At 71.8% G+C, this 23,676-nt stretch carries 24 protein-coding genes and 1 riboswitch; of the genes, 18 read left to right on the top strand and 6 right to left on the bottom strand.

Annotated features, from left to right (window positions below; genetic code table 11):
• Positions 1-59 precede the first annotated feature (59 nt).
• From lepB to AB0J04_RS03095, 8 genes are all read left to right on the top strand, one after another.
• Entirely contained in the window at positions 60-836 is a 777-nt protein-coding gene (lepB, locus tag AB0J04_RS03130) for a signal peptidase I (protein ID WP_363166630.1), read from the top strand.
• Entirely contained in the window at positions 826-1,362 is a 537-nt protein-coding gene (locus AB0J04_RS03125) for an NUDIX hydrolase (RefSeq protein WP_363166629.1), read from the top strand. Before lepB ends, AB0J04_RS03125 begins: the two co-directional genes overlap by 11 nt.
• Before the next feature lie 56 nt (positions 1,363-1,418).
• Complete coding sequence (locus AB0J04_RS03120) at positions 1,419-1,727, top strand: DUF2469 domain-containing protein (RefSeq protein ID WP_005311352.1); 309 nt, start codon at positions 1,419-1,421, stop codon at positions 1,725-1,727.
• Positions 1,728-1,843: 116 nt separating this feature from the next.
• The gene (locus tag AB0J04_RS03115; RefSeq protein ID WP_363166628.1) at positions 1,844-2,215 is read left to right on the top strand and encodes a YraN family protein; all 372 of its coding nucleotides are present in this window, start codon (positions 1,844-1,846) and stop codon (positions 2,213-2,215) included.
• A 1-nt stretch (position 2,216) separates the two neighbouring features.
• Entirely contained in the window at positions 2,217-3,836 is a 1,620-nt protein-coding gene (locus tag AB0J04_RS03110) for a YifB family Mg chelatase-like AAA ATPase (protein ID WP_363166627.1), read from the top strand.
• Complete coding sequence (dprA, locus tag AB0J04_RS03105) at positions 3,833-4,993, top strand: DNA-processing protein DprA (protein WP_363166626.1); 1,161 nt, start codon at positions 3,833-3,835, stop codon at positions 4,991-4,993. Before AB0J04_RS03110 ends, dprA begins: the two co-directional genes overlap by 4 nt.
• Before the next feature lie 264 nt (positions 4,994-5,257).
• The gene (gene whiG / locus AB0J04_RS03100) at positions 5,258-6,100 is read left to right on the top strand and encodes an RNA polymerase sigma factor WhiG (RefSeq protein WP_351911615.1); all 843 of its coding nucleotides are present in this window, start codon (positions 5,258-5,260) and stop codon (positions 6,098-6,100) included.
• Between the two features lie 108 nt (positions 6,101-6,208).
• The gene (locus AB0J04_RS03095) at positions 6,209-6,766 is read left to right on the top strand and encodes a helix-turn-helix domain-containing protein (protein WP_363166644.1); all 558 of its coding nucleotides are present in this window, start codon (positions 6,209-6,211) and stop codon (positions 6,764-6,766) included.
• A 118-nt stretch (positions 6,767-6,884) separates the two neighbouring features.
• Here the strand turns inward: AB0J04_RS03095 and AB0J04_RS03090 are convergent, their stop codons facing one another.
• A complete protein-coding gene (locus tag AB0J04_RS03090; RefSeq protein ID WP_363166625.1) occupies positions 6,885-7,523 on the bottom strand; it encodes a M23 family metallopeptidase in 639 nt (212 codons plus the stop codon).
• 280 nt (positions 7,524-7,803) lie between these two features.
• On the opposite strand from AB0J04_RS03090, the gene rpsB reads away from it, so the two are divergent.
• From rpsB to AB0J04_RS03040, 10 genes are all read left to right on the top strand, one after another.
• Positions 7,804-8,748, top strand: coding sequence for a 30S ribosomal protein S2 (rpsB, locus tag AB0J04_RS03085; protein WP_363166624.1), 945 nt, complete (start codon positions 7,804-7,806; stop codon positions 8,746-8,748).
• 157 nt (positions 8,749-8,905) lie between these two features.
• On the top strand, positions 8,906-9,742 hold the full coding sequence (gene tsf, locus AB0J04_RS03080) for a translation elongation factor Ts (RefSeq protein ID WP_363166623.1): 837 nt from the start codon (positions 8,906-8,908) through the stop codon (positions 9,740-9,742).
• A gap of 189 nt (positions 9,743-9,931) precedes the next feature.
• Positions 9,932-10,690 carry a UMP kinase gene (pyrH, locus tag AB0J04_RS03075; protein WP_351919554.1) on the top strand — a complete coding sequence of 253 codons (759 nt, stop codon included), beginning with the start codon at positions 9,932-9,934 and terminating at the stop codon, positions 10,688-10,690.
• A 172-nt stretch (positions 10,691-10,862) separates the two neighbouring features.
• The gene (frr, locus tag AB0J04_RS03070; RefSeq protein WP_363166622.1) at positions 10,863-11,420 is read left to right on the top strand and encodes a ribosome recycling factor; all 558 of its coding nucleotides are present in this window, start codon (positions 10,863-10,865) and stop codon (positions 11,418-11,420) included.
• Complete coding sequence (locus tag AB0J04_RS03065) at positions 11,420-12,676, top strand: phosphatidate cytidylyltransferase (RefSeq protein ID WP_363166621.1); 1,257 nt, start codon at positions 11,420-11,422, stop codon at positions 12,674-12,676. The genes frr and AB0J04_RS03065 overlap by 1 nt, the downstream gene beginning before the upstream one ends.
• Before the next feature lie 172 nt (positions 12,677-12,848).
• Positions 12,849-13,955, top strand: a complete 1,107-nt coding sequence (gene rlmN, locus AB0J04_RS03060; RefSeq protein ID WP_351919558.1) for a 23S rRNA (adenine(2503)-C(2))-methyltransferase RlmN — start codon at positions 12,849-12,851, stop codon at positions 13,953-13,955.
• A 22-nt stretch (positions 13,956-13,977) separates the two neighbouring features.
• Positions 13,978-14,085: riboswitch (TPP riboswitch) on the top strand.
• Positions 14,086-14,167: 82 nt separating this feature from the next.
• Entirely contained in the window at positions 14,168-15,262 is a 1,095-nt protein-coding gene (locus tag AB0J04_RS03055; protein WP_363166620.1) for a thiamine ABC transporter substrate-binding protein, read from the top strand.
• Complete coding sequence (locus tag AB0J04_RS03050) at positions 15,238-16,926, top strand: iron ABC transporter permease (RefSeq protein ID WP_363166619.1); 1,689 nt, start codon at positions 15,238-15,240, stop codon at positions 16,924-16,926. Before AB0J04_RS03055 ends, AB0J04_RS03050 begins: the two co-directional genes overlap by 25 nt.
• Positions 16,926-17,948, top strand: a complete 1,023-nt coding sequence (locus tag AB0J04_RS03045) for an ABC transporter ATP-binding protein (RefSeq protein WP_363166618.1) — start codon at positions 16,926-16,928, stop codon at positions 17,946-17,948. Before AB0J04_RS03050 ends, AB0J04_RS03045 begins: the two co-directional genes overlap by 1 nt.
• Before the next feature lie 25 nt (positions 17,949-17,973).
• The gene (locus tag AB0J04_RS03040; protein WP_363166617.1) at positions 17,974-18,771 is read left to right on the top strand and encodes a maleylpyruvate isomerase family mycothiol-dependent enzyme; all 798 of its coding nucleotides are present in this window, start codon (positions 17,974-17,976) and stop codon (positions 18,769-18,771) included.
• 70 nt (positions 18,772-18,841) lie between these two features.
• Here the strand turns inward: AB0J04_RS03040 and AB0J04_RS03035 are convergent, their stop codons facing one another.
• From AB0J04_RS03035 to AB0J04_RS03015, 5 genes are all read right to left on the bottom strand, one after another.
• The gene (locus AB0J04_RS03035; protein WP_363166616.1) at positions 18,842-19,552 is read right to left on the bottom strand and encodes an LAETG motif-containing sortase-dependent surface protein; all 711 of its coding nucleotides are present in this window, start codon (positions 19,550-19,552) and stop codon (positions 18,842-18,844) included.
• Between the two features lie 162 nt (positions 19,553-19,714).
• On the bottom strand, positions 19,715-20,842 hold the full coding sequence (locus AB0J04_RS03030) for a Rossmann fold nucleotide-binding protein (RefSeq protein ID WP_363166615.1): 1,128 nt from the start codon (positions 20,840-20,842) through the stop codon (positions 19,715-19,717).
• Positions 20,843-20,899: 57 nt separating this feature from the next.
• Positions 20,900-21,319 (bottom strand): VOC family protein, encoded by a 420-nt coding sequence (locus AB0J04_RS03025; protein WP_363166614.1) that lies wholly within the window; start codon positions 21,317-21,319, stop codon positions 20,900-20,902.
• Positions 21,320-21,443: 124 nt separating this feature from the next.
• Positions 21,444-22,790, bottom strand: coding sequence for a hypothetical protein (locus tag AB0J04_RS03020; protein ID WP_363166613.1), 1,347 nt, complete (start codon positions 22,788-22,790; stop codon positions 21,444-21,446).
• Positions 22,772-23,491 (bottom strand): ATP-binding cassette domain-containing protein, encoded by a 720-nt coding sequence (locus AB0J04_RS03015; RefSeq protein ID WP_363166612.1) that lies wholly within the window; start codon positions 23,489-23,491, stop codon positions 22,772-22,774. Before AB0J04_RS03015 ends, AB0J04_RS03020 begins: the two co-directional genes overlap by 19 nt.
• Between the last annotated feature and the right edge of the window lie 185 nt (positions 23,492-23,676).

The following is a 23,676-nucleotide window of genomic DNA, read 5'->3' as shown; positions in this document are numbered from 1 at the left end:
GGGAAGACCGGGGAAGAGGGGCTGCCCCGGTTCGGTACCGCCGGGTAGGGTGCGGATCCATGGGTGGCGAGAGCACTACGCGTACGGCCCCGCACAGTGGCGGCGGCACCAGCAGTGGCCCGGTGGGCAGCCGGACCGGACAGCGTCTGTCCGGACTGGCCGTCGCACTGGGCCTCGTGCTGTTCCTCGTCGGATTCGGCTGGGGCGCCCTGGTCTACCGGCCGTACACCGTGCCCACCTCCTCCATGAGCCCGACGATCGCCGCCGGCGACCGTGTCCTGGCCGAGCGGATCGACGGCGGTGAGGTGCGCCGCGGGGACGTCGTCGTCTTCACCGACAAGACCTGGGTGAGTGACTCGGCCGTGGTCAAGCGGGTGGTCGCGATCGGCGGTGACACCGTCGCCTGCTGCACGGAAGGCAAGCTGACCGTCAACGGCAAGCAGATCGAGGAACCGTATCTGCCGGCGGGCAGCCTGGCCGAGATCAAGAACTTCCCGACCGTGACGGTCCCCGAGGGCAGGCTGTTCCTGCTCGGCGACGAGCGGGAGGGCTCGCTGGACTCCACCGCCCACCTCTCGGACGCGGCACAGGGCACGGTCCCGCGCAGCGCCGTCACGGCGCGCGTCGACGCCGTCGTCTGGCCCATGAACGGCATGCTGAAGCGCCCCACGGGCTTCGAGACCCTCGGCGCCCTCTCCCAGCCGGGTCCGCTGCGGACGATGGGCTGGATGATCGTCGTCGGCGCGGTGCTGGTGCTGGGCGGCGGAGCGTACGGCCCGATCGCCAAGCGGACGTCGGCCCGTCGCGTCCGGTCGGAGCCGGCCGGTGCCCGCTGACCCCGCGGACGGCTCGACGGGCGCGATCCTCGACCCGTCCGGAGACGGGCTGCGCAAGGTCGCCCGGGTCGTCCTGCTGGATCCGCAGGACCGCATCCTGCTGCTGCACGGCCATGAACCCGACGACCCGGCCGACGACTGGTGGTTCACGCCGGGCGGCGGCGTGGAGGGCGACGAGACCCGTGAAGAGGCCGCCCTGCGGGAACTCGTCGAGGAGACCGGGATCGCCGAGGTCGAGCTCGGCCCGGTGCTGTGGCGGCGCAGGTGCTCCTTCCCGTTCGCCGGCCGTCGCTGGGACCAGGACGAGTGGTACTTCCTCGCCCGGACGACGGTGACGGCGACCCGCGCGACGGCCCTGACCGAGCTGGAGCGGCGCAGCGTCGCCGGAGCACGTTGGTGGACGTGTCAGGAACTGACCCGGGCACATGAGACGGTGTATCCGACCAGACTCGCCGAGCTGCTGCGCAGGCTGCTCGACGAAGGTCCTCCGGCCGGACCGGTGACCCTTGACACGGAAATCGTCTAGGGGCGCACGGGACTGGCGCACAATGGGGGGATCGCACGGCTGAAGGGGAACATGCCATGAGCGCCGAGGACCTCGAGAAGTACGAGACCGAGATGGAGCTGAAGCTCTACCGGGAGTACCGCGATGTCGTCGGTCTGTTCAAATACGTGATCGAGACCGAGCGGCGCTTCTACCTCACCAATGACTACGAGATGCAGGTGCACTCGGTCCAGGGTGAGGTGTTCTTCGAGGTGTCGATGGCGGACGCCTGGGTGTGGGACATGTACCGGCCGGCCCGGTTCGTGAAGCAGGTACGGGTGCTCACGTTCAAGGACGTGAACATCGAGGAGCTGAACAAGAGCGACCTGGAGCTTCCGGGGAGCTAGTTCTGAGCTAGTTCCCTCGCACGGGTGACGTGGTTGTCCACAGTCGCCGACTTCTCCACCAAGATCCTTTTTGTTGCGGCGGATGCGCGAACGTCGGTGCCGGAGGTGGTGCCGACATGAACGCGGATCTGGCACGTGGTGCACTCGGCAGGTACGGCGAGGAGCTGGCCGCCCGACGGCTGGCCGAGGCCGGAATGACGGTCCTGGAGCGCAACTGGCGCTCTGGCAGGACCGGTGAGATCGACATCGTCGCGAGGGACGGCGACGTCCTGGTCGTCTGCGAGGTGAAGACCCGCAGCGGGGGCGGATTCCAGCACCCGATGGCGGCGGTGACGCCGGAGAAGGCCGAGCGTCTGCGCGGCCTGGCCGAGCGGTGGATCCAGGCACACGGGGGAGCCCCGCCGGGCGGCGTCCGCATCGACCTGATCGGCGTCGTCCTGCCCCGCCGTGGGGCGGCCGTCGTGGAGCACGCGCGGGGGGTGGCCTGAGATGGGCTTCGCACGTACGTGCTCGGTGACGCTGGTGGGCGTCGAAGGAGTGGTCGTCGAGGTCCAGGCCGACCTCGAACCGGGAGTGGCGGCGTTCACGCTGGTGGGGCTGCCGGACAAGAGCCTGACCGAGAGCCGGGACCGGGTACGGGCGGCGGTGGCCAACTCGGGCGACGAATGGCCGCAGAAGAAGCTCACCGTCGGTCTCAGTCCGGCCTCGGTGCCCAAGGGCGGCAGCGGTTTTGATCTTGCTGTGGCCTGCGCCGTGCTCGGCGCGGCCGAGCGGATCGACCCGCGGGTGCTCACCGACCTCGTGATGATCGGGGAGCTGGGCCTGGACGGCCGGGTGCGCCCGGTGCGGGGCATCCTGCCCGCGGTGCTGGCCGCGGCCGAGGCCGGATACGAACAGGTGGTCGTGCCGGAGTGCGCCGCAGCCGAAGCGGCGCTCGTCCCCGGCGTCTCCGTGCTCGGGGTGCGCAGCCTGCGCCAGCTGATCGCCGTCCTCGCGGACGAGCCCGTGCCCGAGGAGGAGCCGGACGACGCGGGCCGCCCCGATCCGCTCCTGGCGGGGTTGCGGATGCCCGGCACGGGCGCGGCCACCGGCATGCACAGCCTGGGCGCCGCCCAGCACGAGCACGACCTCGCGGACGTGGTCGGCCAGGGCTCGGCGCGCACCGCGGTGGAAGTGGCCGCGGCCGGCGGACACCACCTCTTCCTGGAAGGACCGCCGGGGGCGGGCAAGACCATGCTCGCGGAGCGCCTCCCGGCGGTGCTGCCCCGGCTGGGCAGGCAGGAGTCGCTGGAGGTCACCGCGGTGCACTCGGTGGCCGGGCTGCTGCCACCGGGCAAACCCCTCATCGACATGCCCCCGTACTGCGCCCCGCACCACTCGGCCACCATGCAGTCGCTGGTCGGGGGCGGCCCCGGGACGGCCCGGCCCGGCGCCGTGTCGCTGGCCCACCGGGGAGTGCTCTTCCTCGACGAGACCCCGGAATTCGGCAGCCAGGCGCTCGACGCGCTCCGGCAGCCGCTGGAGGCGGGGCATGTGGTGATCGCGCGCAGCGCGGGAGTGGTCCGGTTCCCGGCCCGCTTCCTGATGGTGCTCGCGGCCAACCCCTGCCCGTGCGGCCGGTTCTCGCAACGGGACAGCCTGTGCGAGTGTCCGCCCTCGGTGATCCGCCGCTACCAGGCGCGGCTCTCCGGCCCGCTGCTCGACCGGGTCGACCTGCGCGTCGAGGTCGACCCGGTCAGCCGGGCCGAGCTCGCGCACCGCGGTCCCGGAGGCGAGTCCACGGCGACCGTCGCCGACCGGGTCCGGGCCGCCCGGGAGCGCGCGGCGGCCCGGCTGGCGGGCACCCCGTGGCGGACCAACAGCGAGGTGCCGGGACGTGAACTGCGCAGCCGCTGGCATGCCGCGGTCGGGGCCATGGACGAGGCGGAGCGGAACCTGGAGCGCGGGGTGCTGACCGTCCGGGGGCTCGACCGGGTGCTGCGCGTCGCCTGGACCGTCGCCGACCTCGTCGGGCACGACCGCCCCGGCGCGATGGACGTGGCCCTGGCCCTGCAACTGCGCACGGGGGTGCCGCGCGGTGTGCCGATGGCCCTCGGGGCTCTGACGTGAACGGCGGGGGCGGGCCGGTCGACGAGCGGCTGGCCCGCGTCTTCCTCGGGCGGGTCCTCGAGCCCGGTGACGAGGTGGGCGGGCAGTGGGTGCGCGAGCGCGGGGTGCCGGAGGTGGTGCGGCGGCTGCGGAGCGACGGGGAGCCGCTGCCGGGGGTGACCGCCCGGCGCTGGGCCGGCCTGCGGGCGCGCGCCGGGCGGGCCGAGCCGGAGAGCGATCTGGCCCGCGCGCGGGAGGCAGGGGTGCGGTTCGTGTGCCCGGGAGACGCCGAGTGGCCGGGAACGCTGGACGAGCTCGGGGACGCCCGGCCGCTGGGGCTGTGGGTGCGCGGACGGCCCAGCCTGCGGATGTGGGCGCTGCGCTCGGTCGCCGTCGTCGGAGCCCGCGCCTGCACCGAGTACGGGGCCCACATGGCCGCCACCCTGGCCTGCGGCCTCGCCGAACGAGGCTGGGTCGTGGTGTCCGGCGGGGCCTACGGAGTCGACGGCGCCGCCCACCGGGGCGCCCTCGGCGCGGGCGGCGCCACCGTCGCCGTCCTCGCCTGCGGGGTCGACCAGCCCTATCCGCGCGGCCACACGGAGTTGATCAACCGGATCGCGCAACAGGGCCTGGTGGTCGGGGAGTTGCCGCCCGGGGACCATCCGACGCCGAGCAGGTTCATCCTGCGCAACCGGGTGATCGCCGCGCTCACCCGGGGCACGGTCGTCGTCGAGGCCGCCTATCGCAGCGGCTCGCTGGTCACCGCGCGGGCGGCGCAGCGGCTGGGCCGCCACACCATGGGGGTGCCGGGGCCGGCCACCAGCGGCCTCTCCGCCGGGGTGCACGAGCTGCTGCGGGGGGAGGCCGTGCTGGTCACCGACGCCGCGGAGATCGTCGAGCTGGTGGGTGCCATGGGCGAGCTGGCTCCGGACCGGCGCGGGCCGGCGCTGCCGCGCGACCTGCTGGAGCCGGGCGCCCGGCGGGTCCTGGCCGCGCTCCCCGCCCGCAGGCCGGCGGCGGCCGAGGAGATCGCCCGCGAGGCCCGCACCACACCGGACGACGCGATCGCGAGGCTGTACGAGCTCAAGGCGCTCGGCTACGTCGAACGACACGGCGACGGCTGGAAGTTGACACGCCAGGCGATGGTCTCCGTTCGAGGGGGTCGCCCTCCGTGTTGACCCGGGGTGTTCGGCCGTCCGGGGGAACGCCGAAAGCCTTGGGAATTCCGGTAGTTGACCCACTCAGATGATCATCCACGGCGACCGGCGCGACCCCGGAGTGCGCCCAGCGGAACGTATCTGCGTACCGGTCCGGGCGCGACCTTCGCGCACCGCGACACCGCAGTCACGCTACGCTCACGAGGATTCCGGCACAGAACGGCACCACTGCACCATGCGGTACCCACCTCGCACACTTCACGGCAGAACGGCACAAGGCGACGAATGCCCCAGCACACCTCCGGGTCCGACCGGGCGGCGATCCCCCCAGCCGCCCGTGACGGTGGCAGCGTGCGCCCGCCCGCTCCCTCGACGCTCGACGAGCTGTGGCGCTCGTACAAGACGACCGGGGACGAGCGGCTGCGGGAGCAGCTGATCCTGCACTACTCACCGCTGGTGAAGTACGTGGCGGGACGGGTGAGCGTCGGACTGCCGCCCAATGTGGAGCAGGCCGACTTCGTGTCCTCCGGGGTCTTCGGGCTGATCGACGCGATCGAGAAGTTCGACATCGACCGGGAGATCAAGTTCGAGACGTACGCGATCACCCGCATCCGGGGCGCGATGATCGACGAGCTGCGCGCGCTGGACTGGATCCCGCGGTCGGTGCGGCAGAAGGCCCGCAACGTCGAGCGGGCCTACGCCACGCTGGAGGCGCGGCTGCGGCGCACTCCGTCGGAGTGCGAGGTGGCCGCCGAGCTGGGCATCGCGGTGGACGAACTGCACGCCGTGTTCAGCCAGTTGTCGCTGGCCAACGTGGTCGCGCTGGAGGAGCTGCTGCACGTCGGGGGCGAGGGCGGCGACCGGCTGAGCCTGATGGACACGCTGGAGGACACGGCCGCGGACAACCCCGTGGAGGTGGCCGAGGACCGGGAGCTCAGACGGTTCCTGGCGCGGGCCATCAACACCCTGCCCGACCGGGAGAAGACGGTCGTCACGCTGTACTACTACGAAGGGCTGACGCTCGCCGAGATCGGGAACGTGCTGGGTGTGACGGAAAGCCGGGTCAGTCAGATCCACACCAAGTCCGTGCTCCAGCTGCGCGCGAAGCTGGCGAGCTTCGGTCGTTGAGCCGCGTTCGCCGACCTGGCCGGATGACACGAGTGCGGGCGGAGTCACTCCCGCCGGGGGTGGCGCGTCCGTAGAGTGGTTGACGTGCCAAGGATTCGAGCGGCCTCCGTGGCCGAGCACCGATCGATGCAGCGCGCCTCCCTCCTGGACGCGGCACGCTCCCTGTTGTCCGAGGGCGGGACGGAGGCGCTGACGTTCCCGGCCCTCGCCGAGCGGACGGGCCTCGCGCGCTCGTCCGTGTACGAGTACTTCCGCTCGCGCGCCGCCGTGGTCGAGGAACTGTGCGAGGTCGACTTCCCCGTCTGGGCGGCGGAGGTCGAGGCGGCCATGGCCGCGGTCGACGGCGCGGAGGCCAAGGTCGAGGCGTATGTGCGGCGGCAGCTCGCGCTGGTGGGCGACCGACGGCACCGGGCCGTCGTCGCGATCTCGGCCAGCGAGTTGGACGCGGGCGCCCGGGAGAAGATCCGGGCCGCGCACGGCGGCCTCGTCGCGATGATCGGGGAGGCGCTGGCGGAGCTGGGCCACGCCGAGCCCCGCCTGGCGGCGATGCTGTTGCAGGGAGTCGTGGACGCGGCGGTACGCCGGATCGAACTCGGCGCCGCGGAGGACCCCTCGGCGATCACGGAAGCGGCGGTGGCGATGGTGCTGAGGGGCGTCCAGGGCTGAGGAACCGCCCGCCCCGCCTGTCCTGCCCGCCCCGCCTGTCCTGCCCGCCCTGCCCACCCCGCCTGCCTCACCGCTCCGTCTGCCCCGCCGCCCCGTCTGTTCCTTCTGATCGGCCGGGTCACGGCAACGGCACGCCCAGTACCGGCAGGAGTCGTGGCGGGCCCGTGTGTCGTAGCCATGGGGGCAGTAGCGACAGGGGGTCCAGATAGGTCCCGCCGCTCAGCAGGCCCCAGTGCACGCAGGTCCGGGTGCAGTGGGAGCCTGTCGGTTCCACCGTGCCGACCGTCTGGCCCGGGACGAGCTCGTCGCCCTTGCGCACCGATGCCCGTACCGGTTCGTATGTCGTGCGCAGGGGTGGTTCGCCCGTCGCCGTCAGTTCCACCGAGACGACGCCCCGGCCTGCCACCCGACCCGCGAAGGACACGCGGCCGGCTGCCACCGTCCGCACCGGGGCGCCCGGCGGGGCCGCCAGGTCGACGCCTCGGTGGCCGCGGGCGTAAGGCGTCGCCGGGGGCTCCCAGCCGCGCAGCACCGCCGGGCGTGTGCCCACCGGCCAGGCGCGGCCGATCGCCGGGACCGCGGGCGCAGGGGGCGCGGGGGCTCGCGGCGGGGCCTGCGGGTTCGCCCACGCCACGGACGCCAGGACCAGGATCGTGACCGACAGGAGCAGGGACAGCGGCAGGAAGAGGGACACCGGCAGTGGCAGGCGCAGGGACAGGGGCACGCCGCCGGAGTGTCGTTTCGTGTGCGGGTACATGGGGAGACCGTTCCGCATGCGAGCGATCACGGCTCCGGCCTGTGGACCACTCGCCGGTTGTGGACAGCGGCGTCACCCGCCGCCCCGCGGGTCCCGTACACTTCTTCTGGCGATCCGGGTCACCGGGTCGACTTCGCACGCCCCGGTATCGGGTGCCGGCCACGGTCGGTCTCCCGGTATCAGCGCCCCTCGGTCCTTCGTGGCTCGGCGCATCGCGGGCGTCAGGCGCGGGAGCCGTCCGGTTCCCGCGGCACAACCGAGAAACCCAAGGAGAACGGCCATGGCCGTCGTCACGATGCGGGAGCTGCTGGAAAGCGGCGTCCACTTCGGTCACCAGACCCGTCGCTGGAACCCGAAGATGAAGCGCTTCATCTTCACCGAGCGCAACGGCATCTACATCATCGACCTGCTCCAGTCGCTGTCGTACATCGACCGCGCCTACGAGTTCGTCAAGGAGACCGTCGCCCACGGCGGCACGGTCATGTTCGTCGGCACGAAGAAGCAGGCGCAGGAAGCGATCGCCGAGCAGGCGACCCGCGTCGGCATGCCTTACGTCAACCAGCGCTGGCTGGGCGGCATGCTCACCAACTTCTCGACCGTCTACAAGCGCCTCCAGCGCCTCAAGGAGCTCGAGCTCATCGACTTCGAGGACGTCGCGGCCTCGGGTCTGACCAAGAAGGAGCTCCTGGTCCTCTCGCGTGAGAAGGCCAAGCTCGAGAAGACCCTCGGCGGTATCCGCGAGATGTCCAAGGTGCCCAGCGCCGTCTGGATCGTGGACACCAAGAAGGAGCACATCGCGGTCGGCGAGGCCCGGAAGCTCAACATCCCGGTCGTCGCCATCCTCGACACCAACTGTGACCCCGACGAGGTCGACTACAAGATCCCGGGCAACGACGACGCGATCCGCTCCGTCACCCTGCTCACCCGCGTGATCGCCGACGCCGTCGCCGAGGGCCTCATCTCCCGCTCCGGCGTCGCCACCGGCGACAAGGGCGACAAGGCCGCCGCCGAGCCGCTGGCCGCGTGGGAGCGCGACCTGCTCGAGGGCGAGAAGAAGGCGGACGAGGCCGAGAAGCCGGCCGAGGCCGCTGCCGAGGCTCCGGCCGCTGAGGCGCCCGCCGCCGAGGCCCCCGCTGCCGAGGCTCCGGTCGCCGAAGAGGCGCCCGTCGCCGACGAGGCCCCCGCTGCCGAGGCCGCTCCGGCCGCCGAGGGCGAGCAGGCCTGAGTCAGGCCGTAGGCCGTACGGTCGCACAGCAGTCCGTACGGCCCCAGGGACGAAGTGACGGCGGGTGGCGTCTTGACCGAGCCGCCCGCCGTTCACCCACAGCCCCAGATCTTCGTAGATCTTCGAGACTTCGAACTCCGAGAGAGATTCACAGATCATGGCGAACTACACCGCCGCTGACGTCAAGAAGCTCCGTGAGCTCACCGGCGCCGGCATGATGGACTGCAAGAAGGCCCTGGACGAGGCCGTGGGCAACGTCGAGAAGGCCGTCGAGGCGCTCCGGATCAAGGGCCAGAAGGGCGTCGCCAAGCGCGAGGGCCGCTCCGCCGAGAACGGCGCCGTGGTCTCGATCATCGCTGACGACAACTCCTCCGGCGTCCTCGTCGAGCTGAAGTGCGAGACGGACTTCGTCGCCAAGGGCGAGAAGTTCCAGGCCGCCGCGGCCGCGATCGCCGAGCACGTCGCCAAGACCTCCCCGGCCGACCTCGAGGCGCTGCTCGCCTCCGAGATCGAGGCCGGCAAGACCGTCCAGGCGTTCGTGGACGAGGCCAACGCCAACCTCGGCGAGAAGATCGTGCTGGACCGCTTCGCGGTGTTCGCCGACGGCTTCGTGTTCGCGTACATGCACCGCACGATGCCCGACCTGCCCCCGCAGATCGGTGTCCTCGTCGAGCTGGACAAGCCGAACGCCGACGTCGCCAAGGGCATCGCCCAGCACATCGCCGCCTTCGCGCCGAAGTACCTCTCCAAGGAGGACGTGCCGGCCGAGGTCGTCGAGTCCGAGCGCCGCGTCGCCGAGGAGACCACCCGCGCCGAGGGCAAGCCCGAGGCCGCCCTGCCGAAGATCGTCGAGGGTCGCCTCAACGGCTTCTTCAAGGACGCCACGCTGCTCGGCCAGCCGTACGCGCTGGACAACAAGAAGTCCGTCCAGAAGGTCCTGGACGAGGCCGGTGTCGCCCTGAAGCGCTTCACGCGCATCAAGGTCGGCATCTGAGTCCGTACCGCGATCGACGCGTCGGCCCGATAGGGTCGGATGCAGTCGTCCGGTACGCCGTCACGCGCACGCGTGACGGACGACAGCAGATCTGACGAGGAGGCCATTGCCGAGCACGGGTTGCGGACGACACCCCACCGGCAGTGGCCTTCTTCGTATGTGCACCACGTGAAAGAGGCGGGATCTCCCATGACCACCAAGCCCCAGAAGAGCGACGACGGCAAGGTACGCGGCCGGTTTCTGCTGAAGCTGTCCGGTGAGGCATTCTCCGGTGGCGGGGGCCTGGGCGTGGACCCGAACGTGGTGCACAAGATCGCCCGGGAGATCGCGGCCGTCGTCCGGGACGGCGCGGAGATCGCCGTCGTCATCGGCGGCGGTAACTTCTTCCGCGGCGCCGAACTCCAGGTACGCGGCATGGACCGGGCCCGCTCGGACTACATGGGCATGCTGGGCACGGTCATGAACTGCCTCGCCCTCCAGGACTTCCTGGAGAAGGAAGGCATCGACAGCCGCGTCCAGACGGCCATCACCATGGGCCAGGTCGCCGAGCCGTACATCCCGCTGCGGGCCGTGCGGCATCTGGAGAAGGGCCGGGTGGTCATCTTCGGCGCCGGTATGGGCATGCCGTACTTCTCGACCGACACCACCGCCGCGCAGCGCGCCCTGGAGATCGACGCCGAGGCGCTGCTGATGGGCAAGAACGGCGTGGACGGCGTCTACGACTCCGACCCGAAGACCAACCCGGAGGCCGTCAAGTTCGACGCCCTCGGCTACGGCGAGGTCATCACGCGCGAGCTGAAGGTCGCCGACGCCACCGCCGTCACACTGTGCCGCGACAACAAGCTGCCGATCCTCGTCTTCGAGCTTCTGGCGGAGGGCAATATCGCTCGCGCCGTCAAGGGTGAGAAGATCGGCACGCTTGTGGGTGAGCAAGGCAGCCGGGCCTGACCGGCACAACCCCGGTCTCGTACGACAGCCCCTGACCGGGGGACGGACCCTGGCCGGGGGATGGACAATGTCCTGCCGGTCGGGAACCGTGCAGGAAGAAGACGCGACGCAGCCGGCCGCCGCCCCGTAAGGAACCGCAGCCGGGCCTACTCAAGACACGCAGGAGCAAGTGGTGATCGAAGAGACCCTCCTCGAGGCCGAGGAGAAGATGGAGAAGGCCGTCGTGGTCGCCAAGGAGGACTTCGCCGCGATCCGCACCGGCCGTGCGCACCCGGCGATGTTCAACAAGATCGTGGCCGACTACTACGGCGCGCCGACGCCGATCAACCAGCTGGCTTCGTTCTCCGTGCCGGAGCCGCGCATGGCGGTCGTGACCCCGTTCGACAAGACGGCCCTGCGCAACATCGAGCAGGCCATCCGCGACTCGGACCTGGGCGTCAACCCCAGCAACGACGGCAACATCATCCGGGTGGTGTTCCCCGAGCTCACCGAGGAGCGCCGCCGCGACTACATCAAGGTCGCCAAGGGCAAGGGCGAGGACGCCAAGGTGTCCATCCGCGCGGTCCGTCGCAAGGCCAAGGACGGGATCGACAAGCTCGTCAAGGACGGCGAGGTCGGCGAGGACGAGGGCCGCCGTGCGGAGAAGGAGCTCGACGACGCGACGCACAAGTACGTCGCCCAGGTGGACGAGCTCCTGAAGCACAAGGAAGCGGAGCTGCTCGAGGTCTGATGAACGACTCTTCCTGGGGCTCACCGCCGCAAGCCGGGTCACGGGCCGGGTACTGGGGGCCCGCTGCCCAGGGTCCTGTCCAGGGGGCCGCCCCGGCGGGTCCCGCGTACGATGCGCCTGAGGCGCAGCAGACTCGCCCCATGCCCATCGTCCCCGACGTACCCGCACACGGCGGAAACCAGGATGACGACCGGGGGGCCGCTCGGCCGGGCGGCCCCTTGTTCCGAGACGAGCCCCACCACGGCGCGTCCTACGGCACCGCGTCCTACGGCAACCCGCCTTACGGCAACCCGCCTTACGGCGGCACGCCTTACGGCGGCGAACCCTACGGCGACGCCGCTCGCGGCAACGACACCCCGTCGGCACGGCCCCCTGCGGCGGTGCCGCAGAATCCGGAGCCCATGTCCGACGTCCCGCACCCTGCGCCCGCCCCGCAGAAGAAGAGCGCGGGCCGAGACCTGGGCGCGGCCATAGGGGTCGCGGTCGGGCTCGGTGCGGTGATCCTCGCGTCGCTGCTCATCGTCAAGGCCGTGTTCGTCGGCGTGGTCGCGGTCGCCGTCGTCGTCGGTCTGTGGGAGCTGACCAGCAGGCTGCAGGAGCGCAAGGGCATCAAGGCGCCGCTCGTGCCGCTCGCGGTCGGCGGCGCGGCGATGGTCGTCGCCGGTTACGTCCGGGGCGCCGAGGGCGCCTGGGTCGCCATGGCCCTCACCGCGCTCGCGGTGCTGGTCTGGCGGATGACGGAACCGCCCGAGGGCTATCTGAAGGACGTCACGGCAGGCGTCTTCGCGGCCTTCTACGTCCCGTTCCTGGCCACGTTCGTCGCCGTGATGCTCGCCTCCGACGACGGGGCGTTCCGCGTCATGACGTTCCTGCTCCTGACGGTCGTCAGCGACACGGGCGCGTACGCCGTCGGCTGGCGCTTCGGCAGGACCAAGCTCGCCCCGCGCATCAGTCCCGGCAAGACCCGCGAGGGTCTGCTCGGCGCGGTGTCGTTCGCGATGGTCGCGGGCGCGCTGTTGATGCAGTTCCTGATCGACGACGGCACCTGGTGGCAGGGCCTGGTGCTCGGCTTCGCCGTCGCGGCCAGCGCCACGCTCGGCGACCTCGGCGAGTCCATGATCAAGCGGGACCTGGGCATCAAGGACATGGGCACGCTCCTCCCGGGCCACGGCGGCATCATGGACCGGCTGGACTCGTTGCTCCCTACGGCTCCTGTCGTCTGGGCCCTGTTCGTGCTGTTCGTCGGCTCCGGCTGACCCACCCGCGCAGAACGGCTCGCACGGGCCCCCGCCCCGGTCTCCGGAAATTCGCCAACAGCGTCCGGTCTCCGGGGCAGGGGCCCGTCGCTGCGAGGCCGCCCTGAGGCCGTTGCCGCTGTGCCGAGCGCGGCACCGGTCACACGATTCGATCTGCGACACTGGTACGGCTATGCCTAAGCCCGGAGAACTCACTTTCGTCGCCCCCCGCGGAGCCCAGAAGCCGCCGCGGCACCTTGCCGACCTCTCGCCCGCCGAGCGGAAGGAGGTCGTGGCGGAGATCGGTGAGAAGCCGTTCCGTGCCAAGCAGCTGTCCCAGCACTACTTCGCGCGCTACGCGCACGACCCGGCGGAGTGGACGGACATCCCCGCCGGTTCGCGCGAGAAGCTGCGCGAGGCGCTGCTGCCGGACCTGATGTCGGTCGTCCGGCATCTGTCGACGGACCAGGGGACCACCCGCAAGACCCTGTGGCGGCTGTTCGACGGCACGCTCGTGGAGTCGGTGCTGATGCGCTACCCGGACCGGGTGACGATGTGCATCAGCTCGCAGGCCGGGTGCGGGATGAACTGTCCGTTCTGCGCGACCGGGCAGGCGGGGCTGGACCGGAATCTGTCCACCGCCGAGATCGTCCATCAGATTGTCGACGGCATGCGGGCGCTGCGGGACGGCGAGGTTCCGGGCGGGCCGGCCCGGCTGTCCAACATCGTGTTCATGGGCATGGGTGAGCCGCTCGCCAACTACAAGCGGGTCGTCGGCTCCATCCGGGCGCTCACCGACCCCGCGCCGGACGGCCTCGGGCTCTCGCAGCGGGGCATCACCGTGTCGACGGTCGGGCTCGTGCCGGCCATCCACCGGTTCTCCGACGAGGGCTTCAAATGCCGGCTCGCGATCTCGCTGCACGCTCCCGACGACGAACTGCGCGACACCCTCGTCCCCGTGAACACGCGGTGGAAGGTGCGCGAGGTGCTGGACGCAGGGTTCGAGTACACCGAGCGGTCCGGCCGTCGGCTGTCCATCGAGTACGCGCTGATCCGGGACATCAATGACCAGGCCTGGCGAGGTGACCGGCTCGGCCGGCTGCTCCGCGGCAAGCCCGTGCACGTCAACCTCATCCCGCTCAACCCGACGCCGGGCTCGAAGTGGACGGCCTCGCGGCCGGAGGACGAGAAGGCGTTCGTCGAGGCGATCGCCTCGCACGGGGTGCCCGTCACCGTCCGGGACACCCGCGGTCAGGAGATCGACGGGGCCTGCGGTCAGCTCGCGGCCACCGAGCGGTAGTCTTTAGGCCATACACATCTTCATATTCCGACAGGGGAGCGCCACAGCGCTGAGAGTGCGGCACCCAGGCCGCAGACCCTCTGAACCTCGCCCAGGTCATTCTGGGTAGGAAGTTCGGTCATCACTCGAGCTGTTGCGCCCTGCCCGGATGTCCCCTGCGGACACCCGGGCAGGGCCGCGTCTCTTCCTGGTCCACCCCAGGAGGAAAACCAGTGCACAACAAGACCTTCAAGGCCGCGGCCCTCGGGCTCGGCATGATCGCGCTGTCCACGCTGTCCGCGTGCGGATCCACGGACGGCGACGGCAGCGAGGGAGTGGCGGCGGAGTCCAAGACCGTCACCCTCGTCAGCCATGACTCATGGGCCGTGTCCAAGACCGTGCTCGCCGACTTCGAGAAGACCTCCGGCTACCAGGTGAAGGTCCTCAAGGACGGCGACGCCGGGCAGGCCGTCAACAAGGCCATCCTCACCAAGGACAACCCGCAGGGCGACGTCTTCTTCGGCGTCGACAACACCCTGCTCTCCCGCGCGCTCGACAACGGGCTCTTCCAGCCGTACGAGGCGAAGGGGCTGGACCAGGTCGGCAGCGCGTTCCAGCTGGACGCCGAGAAGCACCGGGTCACGCCGATCGACTTCGGCGACATCTGCGTCAACTACGACAAGGCGTACTTCACCGAGCACAAGCTGACCCCGCCGGCCTCCTTCGACGACCTCGTCAAGCCCGCCTACAAGAACCTCCTCGTCACCGAGAACGCCTCCACCTCCTCACCCGGACTCGGCTTCCTGCTCGGCACGGCCGCGAAGTACGGGGACGGAGGCTGGGAGGGGTACTGGGCGAAGCTCAAGGCCAACGGCGTCAAGGTCGTCGACGGCTGGGAGCAGGCCTACAACGAGGAGTTCTCCGGGTCCGCCGGCGGCAAGAAGGCGGGGGCCGACCGGCCGCTCGTCGTCTCCTACGCCTCCTCACCCCCCGCCGAGGTGATCTACGGCGACCCGAAGCCGACCACCGCCCCGACCGGGGTCGCGGCCGGCACCTGCTTCCGGCAGGTCGAGTTCGCGGGGCTGCTGAGCAACGCGCACAACAGCAAGGGCGGCAAGGCGCTGATCGACTTCCTGATCGGCAAGGAGTTCCAGGAGGACATGCCGCTCAACATGTTCGTCTATCCGGTGCGGACGGGCGCGCAGATTCCGGCGGAGTTCACGCAGTACGGGCCGCAGGCGAAGGACCCCGAGACCCTCGCCCCGGCGAAGATCGCCGAACACCGCGACGACTGGGTCAAGTCATGGACCTCGCTCGTACTGAAGTGACCGAAGCAGCCCCCGGCAAGGGCAGCGGCGCCAAGGGGAGCGCGGCGGCGCGGCTCGGGCTCATGGCCCTGCCCGTCGCGTTCTTCGCGGTGTTCTTCGCCTACCCGGTCGCTGCGATCGTCGCCCGGGGGCTCGACGTCGACGGGAGCTGGCGGTTCGGGCGGCTGTGGGACGTGCTCGCCCAGTCCGACGTCCGGCATGTGCTGTGGTTCACCACCTGGCAGGCGCTCGTCTCCACCGCGCTCACGCTGTTGGTCGCGCTGCCGGGGGCGTATGTGTTCGCGCGTCTGGACTTCCCCGGCAAGCAGGTGCTGCGCGCGGTCGTCACCGTCCCGTTCGTGCTGCCGACGGTCGTCGTCGGCACGGCGTTCCTGGCGCTGGTCGGGCGGGGCGGCCTGCTCGACGAGCTGTGGGGCGTACGGCTGGACACCACGGTGTGGGCGATCCTGCTCGCGCACGTCTTCTTCAACTACGCGGTCGTCGTTCGGACCGTGGGCGGGCTGTGGGCGCAACTCGACCCCGGGCAGGAGGAGGCGGCGCGGATGCTGGGCGCGTCCCGGCTGCGCGCCTGGCGCACGGTGACCCTGCCCGCCCTCGGGCCGGCTGTCGCGGCCGCCGCGCTGATGGTCTTCCTCTTCACCTTCACCTCGTTCGGTGTGGTGCAGATCCTGGGCGGTCCCACCTTCTCCACCCTGGAGGTGGAGATCTACCGGCAGACCTCCGAGATCTTCGACCTGTCCACGGCCGCCGTCCTCACGATCGTCCAGTTCGCGGCCGTCGGCGCGGTCCTCGCCGTGCACGCGTGGACCGTGCGGCGTCGGGAGACCGCGTTGCGGCTGGTGGACGCGGCCGTGACGGCGCGGCGGCCGCGCGGGGCCGGGCAGTGGTCGCTGCTGGCCGGGGTGCTCGCGAGCATCGCCGTGCTGCTCGTGCTGCCGCTCGCGGTGCTGGTGCAGCGCTCGTTCGACGCGCCCGACTTCGCCTACTACCGGGCGCTGACCAGCGACGACGGCAATGTCTTCCTGGTCCCGCCGATCGAGGCCATCGGCAACTCGCTGGAGTACGCCCTCGCCGCGACCGGGATCGCGGTGCTGATCGGCGGGCTCGCCGCGGCCGCTCTCACCCGCCGGGACGCCGGACGGCTGGTGCGGGGCTTCGACGCGCTGCTGATGCTGCCGCTGGGCGTCTCCGCGGTGACCGTCGGCTTCGGGTTCCTGATCGCGCTCGACGAGCCTCCGCTGGACCTGCGCGGCAGCTGGATCCTGGTGCCGCTCGCGCAGGCGCTGGTCGGCGTGCCCTTCGTCGTCCGGACCATGCTGCCGGTGCTGCGGGCGGTGGACCGGCGGCTGCGGGAGGCGGCGGCCGTGCTCGGGGCGTCGCCCTGGCGGGTGTGGCGGGAGGTCGACCTGCCGATGGTGCGGCGGGCGCTGCTGGTCGCGGCCGGGTTCGCGTTCGCGGTGTCGCTGGGGGAGTTCGGCGCGACCGTGTTCATCGCCCGGCCCGACAACCCGACGCTCCCCGTCGCCGTGGCGCGGCTGCTCGGGCGGGCCGGTGAGCTCAACTACGGCCAGGCGATGGCCCTTTCGACGATTCTGATGGTGGTGTGCGCGGTGGCCCTGCTGGTGCTGGAGCGGCTGCGGACCGACCGGACGGGGGAGTTCTGATGCCGCTGCTCGAACTTGACGGCGCTACCGTGCGGTTCGGCGGGCGGCCTGTGCTGGACGCCGTCGGTCTTGCCGTCGCCGAGCACGAGGTCGTGTGTGTGCTCGGGCCCAGCGGCAGCGGCAAGTCGACGCTGCTGCGGGCGGTGGCCGGGCTGCAACCCCTGGACTCCGGACGGGTGTTGCTCGACGGGAGCGATCAGGCGGGGGTGCCCGCGCATCGGCGGGAGCTCGGGCTGATGTTCCAGGACCACCAGCTGTTCCCGCAGCGCGATGTCGGCGGCAACGTGGCCTTCGGGCTGCGGATGCGCGGCCTGCCCAAGGCTCAACAGGGCGAGCGGGTGCGGGAGTTGCTCGAACTCGTCGGGCTGCCGGGGGCCGCTGGCCGGGCCGTGGCCGCGCTCTCCGGCGGGGAGCAGCAGCGGGTCGCGTTGGCCCGGGCCCTCGCGCCGCGGCCCCGGCTGCTGATGCTCGACGAGCCGCTCGGGCAGCTCGACCGGTCGCTGCGCGAGCGGCTGGTCGTCGAGCTGAGGGAACTCTTCGGCCGGTTGGGCACGACCGTGCTCGCGGTCACCCATGACCAGGGCGAGGCGTTCGCGCTCGCCGACCGGGTCGTCGTGATGCGGGACGGCCGGATCGCCCAGTCCGGCACGCCTCTTGAGGTGTGGCAGCGGCCGGCGGACGCGTTCGTGGCCCGCTTCCTCGGCTTCGACAACGTGGTGGAGGCGACCGTCACGGGAGAGGTCGCCGTCACGCCGTGGGGCAAGATGCCGGTGCCGGCCGGGTCGGCGCAGGGAGCGTGCACGCTGCTGGTCCGGCCCGCCGGGGTGCGCCTGGTGGGCGTGGACGAGGGGTTGCGCTGCACGGTCGCCGCGCGCACCTTCCGGGGCACGCATGTCGCCGTGCACCTCCAGCCGGAGGGCGCACCGAAGCTGGAGGCGGCGTGCGCGTTGCGGGACGCGCCGGAGGTCGGGAGCACGGTGGAGGTGTCCTTCGACACGGCCGAAATCGTCGTGCTGGACTGACCCGCCGCGCCCTACGGTGCTGTGTATGACCCTTCTCTCGCATGACCGGTACTGCGACGAAATCGCCCACCAGATGGGTTTGTTGAGGTCCGTGGTGACCTCCGGGGCGGATCTGACGGCGACCGTGCCGACCTGCCCCGACTGGTCGCTGGAGCAGCTGGTGCGGCACATGGGCGTCGCCCTGCGCTGGACGGACGCCCTGGTGCGGGCGCGGGCCCAGGAGGAGATCCCGCCGGAGCGGGTTCCGGGGATCGGCGGACCGGCGGTCGAGGGCGACCCGGCCGCGCTGGACGCCTGGCTCGCCGAGACCGGCGAACTGGTCGTCGGCGCGCTGCGGGAGGCCGGGCCGGACACGAAGGTGTGGGGTTGGGCCGGGGTGCACGACACCGGCTTCTGGGCGCGCCGGATGACCCACGAGATCACCGTGCACCGCGCCGACGCCACGCTCGCGGTCGGACTGCCCTACGAGGTCGCGCCCGAGGTGGCCGCCGACACCCTGGACGAATGGCTGCAGATCGTGGCGTGGGTGCAGCGGAACCTGCCGCACCGGGTGGCCGCGGAACTGCTCGTCGGGGACCGGAGCATCCATCTGCACGCCACGGACGCGGCGGCCGGCCTGAACGCCGAGTGGAGTGTCGACCTCACCGAGCAGGGGATCGTCTGGCGGCGCGGGCACGAGAAGGCGACGGTCGCCCTGCGCGGGCCGCTGACCTCCGTGCTGCTCGCCTTCTACGGCCGGCTGCCGCTGGACAGCCCGGGGCTGGAGGTGCTCGGCGAGCGCGAGGTGCTGGAGTTCTGGCTGGAGAGGGCCAAGTTCGGCTGAGCGGCCGGGAAGAACGGGTGGCCCGCCCCGGTCGGGGACGGGCCACGCGCGTTCGGGTCGGTGGTGGAGGTCAGCGGTGGCTGGCCCCACGGCGACGCATGCCGAAGAACACCGCGCCGCCGCCGACGGCGACCAGAGCGGCCGCTATGCCGACGATCAGACCGGTGTTGGAGCCCGCGCCGGTCTCGGCGAGGTTGGACTCCTGGACCGCGGCCGACGGGGCGTTGCTCGCCGAGGCCGGGGGCGCCGAGCTGTCGCTCGCCGAGTCGGACGGGGACGGCGAGGCGGTGACCGTCTCGGCCGGCGGCGGAGTGGTGCCCGACGGCGTCGAGGACGGGGTGGTGGTCGGGGTGGTGGTGTCGTCGGCCTTGCAGGCCTTGGACGGGGTGGTCAGGTTCGGGGCTATGTCGGCGTCGACCGGGGTCTTCTTGCCGTTGTCGGCCACGACGTGGATCCGGTACTCGGCGTTCGGCTCCCAGTCCTCGGCGAAGGAGACGGTGACGCCCTTCTTCGAGCCCTCGACCGTCTGGGGTTCGCCGACCTGCCTCAGGTCGGCGCCGTTGTTCTCGAGGAACACGGTGATCACGGCCGGGACGCCCGTGGGGTCGTTGTCGGTGACGGTGATGACGCCCTTCGTGCCGTCACAGGCGGCAGCGGCGGAGAAGTCACCGATCTCGCGGGCCAGCGCGGTGCCGGAGGCACTGAGCGCGAGGGCGGCGGCGGCGGCGGTGACGCCGAGCATGCGCACCGAGCGGGCGGCGGTACGGCGGGATAGGGACACGTTTGTCCTTTACGGGAAGCGCAACTGCGGGGGGTGGAGGGGGAGATGGCGCCCCCGGTGAGCCGAGTGCGTCACCATCCCCAGCAGACTCACAGGTCTATAAGCGTTCCATAAGAAGTGTCAATGTGGGGACCCCTCTGAGCGGTTGCCTTTGCCCGCTTATTAACCACCGAGACGTTTCAACGCTTCCGGAGCCTCCTCGATCCGGTCAACGAGGGCGATACGGGACTCCATGGCCCGCTCCCGGGCGAGTGACCGCAAGAGCGGCCAGGCCGGCAGGCGTTCGGTCCAGTGCGCTCGGTCCACGAGCACCATCGGCGTCGGCTCGCCCCGCGACTCGTAGTAGTTGGGCGTCGTGTTGTCGAAGATCTCCTGGACGGTCCCGGCGGCGCCCGGCAGGAACACCACGCCCGCGGTGCAGCGGGCCAGCAGGCCGTCCTCCCGGGTGGCGTTGGAGAAGTACTTGGCGATGTGCGCGGCGAACGGGTTCGGCGGCTCGTGGCCGTAGAACCAGGTGGGGACGCCCACCGAGGGGCCGCCGCCGGGCCAGTTGTCGCGCACGTCGAAGGCGGCCCTGGCCCAATCGGTGATCGAGGGGGTGAACTTCGGCGCCTTGGCGAGGCGGCGCAGCGACTCGTCGAGCATCTCGTCGCCGAAGGGGGCCGCGTACGCGCCGAGGTTCGCGGCCTCCATCGCGCCGGGTCCGCCGCCGGTCGCCACCGTGAGCCCCGCGCGGGCGAGTTCCCGGCCGAGGCGGGCCGCGCCGGCGTACGCCTCCGTGCCGCGCGCCATCGCGTGACCGCCCTTCACCCCCACCACCCGGGCGCCGACGAGGAGTTCGTCGAGGGCGTCCGACACGGCGTCGTCGTGGATCGAGCGGAGCATCGAGCCGAATATGTCGCCGTCCGCCTTGGTCCGCTGGAACCAGGCGTAGGTACGGGCGTCCGGAGTCGCCTCGTAGCCCTCGGCCAGGTCGGCGAAGAGCTCGTCGGGGGAGTAGACGAAACCGCGGTACGGGTCGAAGGACAGGCCTGGCACGGGCGGGAGCACGAGGGCCCCCGAGGCGCGGGACTTCGCGGCCGCGTCCGGGTGCATCGGGCAGCCGAGGAAGACGGCGCCCGTGGTGTCCAGGGCGAGCAGGACCTCCGTACGGTCCGTCAGGTCGACGGACTGGACGCGGAAGTGGAACAGGGTGCCGTGGTCGCGGACCGCCTCGTCGAACTCGGCGAGGGTCTCGATCTCACGGTCGTGGGAGCCGTCGAACGGCGGGGCGGGTGTCGTCGGATGCACCCGCCCATGCTAGGACCGGTCCTGGGTACCGCCGTTCGGTGGACCGCCCGGGTTCGGTCAGCTCTCGATGACCGACGGGTCCATCCAGGAGATCTCCCAGGTGTGGCCGTCCAGGTCGTCGAAGGAGCGGCCGTACATGAAGCCGTGGTCCTGGGTCTCGCCGCCCGGCGAACCGCCCAGCGCGATCGCCTTGTCGACCAGTTCGTCGACCTTCTCGCGGCTCTCGGCGCTCAGCGCGATCAGGACCTCGCTGGTCTTCGTGGAGTCCGCGATCTCCTTCTTGGTGAAGGTCGAGTAGAACGGCTTGACGAGCATCATCGCGACGATCGTGTCGCTGATCATCACGGAGGCCGCGTTGTCGTCGCTGAACTGGGGGTTGAGCTTGTAGCCGAGCTCCGTGAAGAACTTCTTCGAGGCGTCGAGGTCGTTCACGGGCAGGTTGACGAAGATCATCTGCTGGTAGGCCGGAGTGGTCATCGGGTCTCTCCCTGGGGTTCGCGGTCTCGTGGCGCAGGTGCGTGCCGGTGTGTGCTGTTCGGTGGGGTAGACCCGTGGGTCGCGCCGAACTCATCGGCGGGCGGAGATTTTTTCGGCCGGGATCTCAGCGGGCCAGGGGGAGCGCCGCGAGTTCGGCCACGACGAGGGTGAGCGGGACGAACAGCGTCAGCAGGGCGCCGGCGCGCATCGCGGCGGCGCTGCGCAGCGTCTTCGCCGGGGCGCCGAGGCGGAGCAGCGCGGCGGTGGTGTCGGCGCGGGCCTGCCGGGCCTCCACGGCCGCCGTCAGCAGCGTGGCGACGGTGGAGCCCGCCACGACCAGCGCGCCGAGGGTGGTGAGCGGGCCGAAGGACGGGTCGGCCGGGTCGTACAGCGCGGCCATCGTGTACGCGCCGGAGGCCACCGCGCAGACGACGCCCAGCGGGCGGCCGATGCGGGACGCCTCCTGCATCAGGCCCCGGCCCGCGAGGAGCCGCAGGGCGCCGGGGCGGGCCGTCTGCAGCAGCCGGCCGCAGAGATGGGTGAGGCCGGGGCCGGCGAGGGCGAGGCCGACGGCGGTGAGGATCCAGCCGAGCAGGACCCCGGCGGGGCCGCTGGGGAGGCCGCCGGGGAGGCCGCCGGGGAGCGGGAGGGCGCCGCCGCCGGCGCGGCTCGCGTAGCCCTCCACCGCCAGACCGGTGGCCAGCAGGGCCGCACCCCAGGGGAGGGCGGTGGGGTTGGGGGTCGGCGTGCGGCCGGGGGTGGGATCCGGGGCGGGGCTCGGGGCGGCTTCGGGTTCCGGGCCGGGCAGGGTGTCGTCGGCCGGGGCCGCCGGGCGGGGCGCGCTGCTCTTCAGTCGGGCGCCGAACCGGCCGTACGCCCCGAAGCTCTCCCTCGACCCCGTCGGTCCGCCCGCCCCGAACCGGCCGAACATGCGCGGGGCCGCCTGGGCCGCCACGCGTGCGTCCCTGGGGCGCAGCGTCAACGCGACCGCGACGGACGAGGCGGCCGGGACCAGGGCCAGCAGGGTGAGGGCGGCGGGCAGCGGCAGCGGCTGGTGCGCCGCCAGGAACTCGGCCGCCGCTCCGTCGAACGGCATGCCCGTGAGGTCGCCGCGCAGGTGCAGGAAGAGGAGGAGGGCCAGCATGGAGCCGAGCAGCGTCGACAGGGCCGTCGTCGTCGCCGAGACGGCCATCAGCCGGGCCGGGCCCAGGCCGATCGCCGCGAGGCCCGGGCGGGGGCGGGTGCCGGGGTCGGTGCGGGCCACCGCCAGGGCGAAGTGGACCGTCGCGGCCAGCGGGACCGCGCACCAGGCCAGCCGCAGCGCGGAGGCCGCCGCGGCGTCCGGGTGGCTCAGGGCGTGGCCGAGGGTGCACAGGAGGAGGAAGCCGGTGCCCGCCGAGGCCGTCGCCACCAGGAGGCGGCGGACCTGGACGGCGGGGTGGGCGCTGCGGGTCAGACGGAGAGCGAGCACGCGGCCCCCCGGCCTTCCGGCTCCGTCACCGGGGGCAGATGGACGGTCTTCACCCGGCGGCCGTCGAGCAGCGCCACGGTGCGGTCGGCGAGGGCCGCGGTCTCCGCGTCGTGGGTGGCGAGCACCACCGTGATGCCGTGCGAGCGGGCCGCCGTCGTCAGGGTGCGCAGGACGTGCGCCCGGTCCGCGCGGTGCAGCGGGGCGGTGGGCTCGTCGGCGAAGAGGATCGAGGGGGCCGGGGCCAGGGCGCGGGTGATGCAGACCCGCTGGCGCTCGGCATGGGTGAGTTCGTGCGGGCGGCTGTGGGAGCGCTCGCCGACGTCCAGGCGCTCCAGCCACTCCAGGGCGGCGACCTTGGCCCGGCGGCGGCTGGTGCCGCGCAGCATCAGGGGGAGGGCCGCGTTCTCCCAGACGTTGAGCTCGGGCACGAGGACCGGCGCCGGGTCGATCCAGCCGAAGCGGTTGCGGCGCAGCCGTTCGCGGGCCATCGGACCCATGGTGTGCACGGGGACGCTGTTGAACCAGACCTCGCCGCGCTGGGCGGGCGCCAGGCCGGACAGACAGTGCAGCAGGGTCGTCTTGCCGCTGCCGCGCGGTCCGCTGACGGCGAGGATCTCGCCCTCCCGCACCTCCAGGGAGACCCCGCCCAGGCCGGGGGAGCCGTCGGGGTGCGTGAAGTGCAGGGAGCGTGCCCAGAGCACGTCGTTGTCCGGCGGGTCCTCCTGATTTCCGGAGCCGCTCCGTGGCGTAGTACGCTGCGTCTCCGCTCCGGCAGCGGTCAGGGCTTGGCCGTCACGAGACCCGTTGCGGTCGAGTGCGAAGCCCCCTCGGTCACGTGGGGGAGGAGTCACGGGCGTACACCTCGGTTCAGATCCGTAAGTTCCTT

This window comes from Streptomyces sp. NPDC050263 (assembly GCF_040655955.1).
Taxonomy (GTDB): Bacteria; Actinomycetota; Actinomycetes; order Streptomycetales; family Streptomycetaceae; genus Streptomyces.
This window is presented reverse-complemented; position numbering and strand designations above follow the sequence as displayed.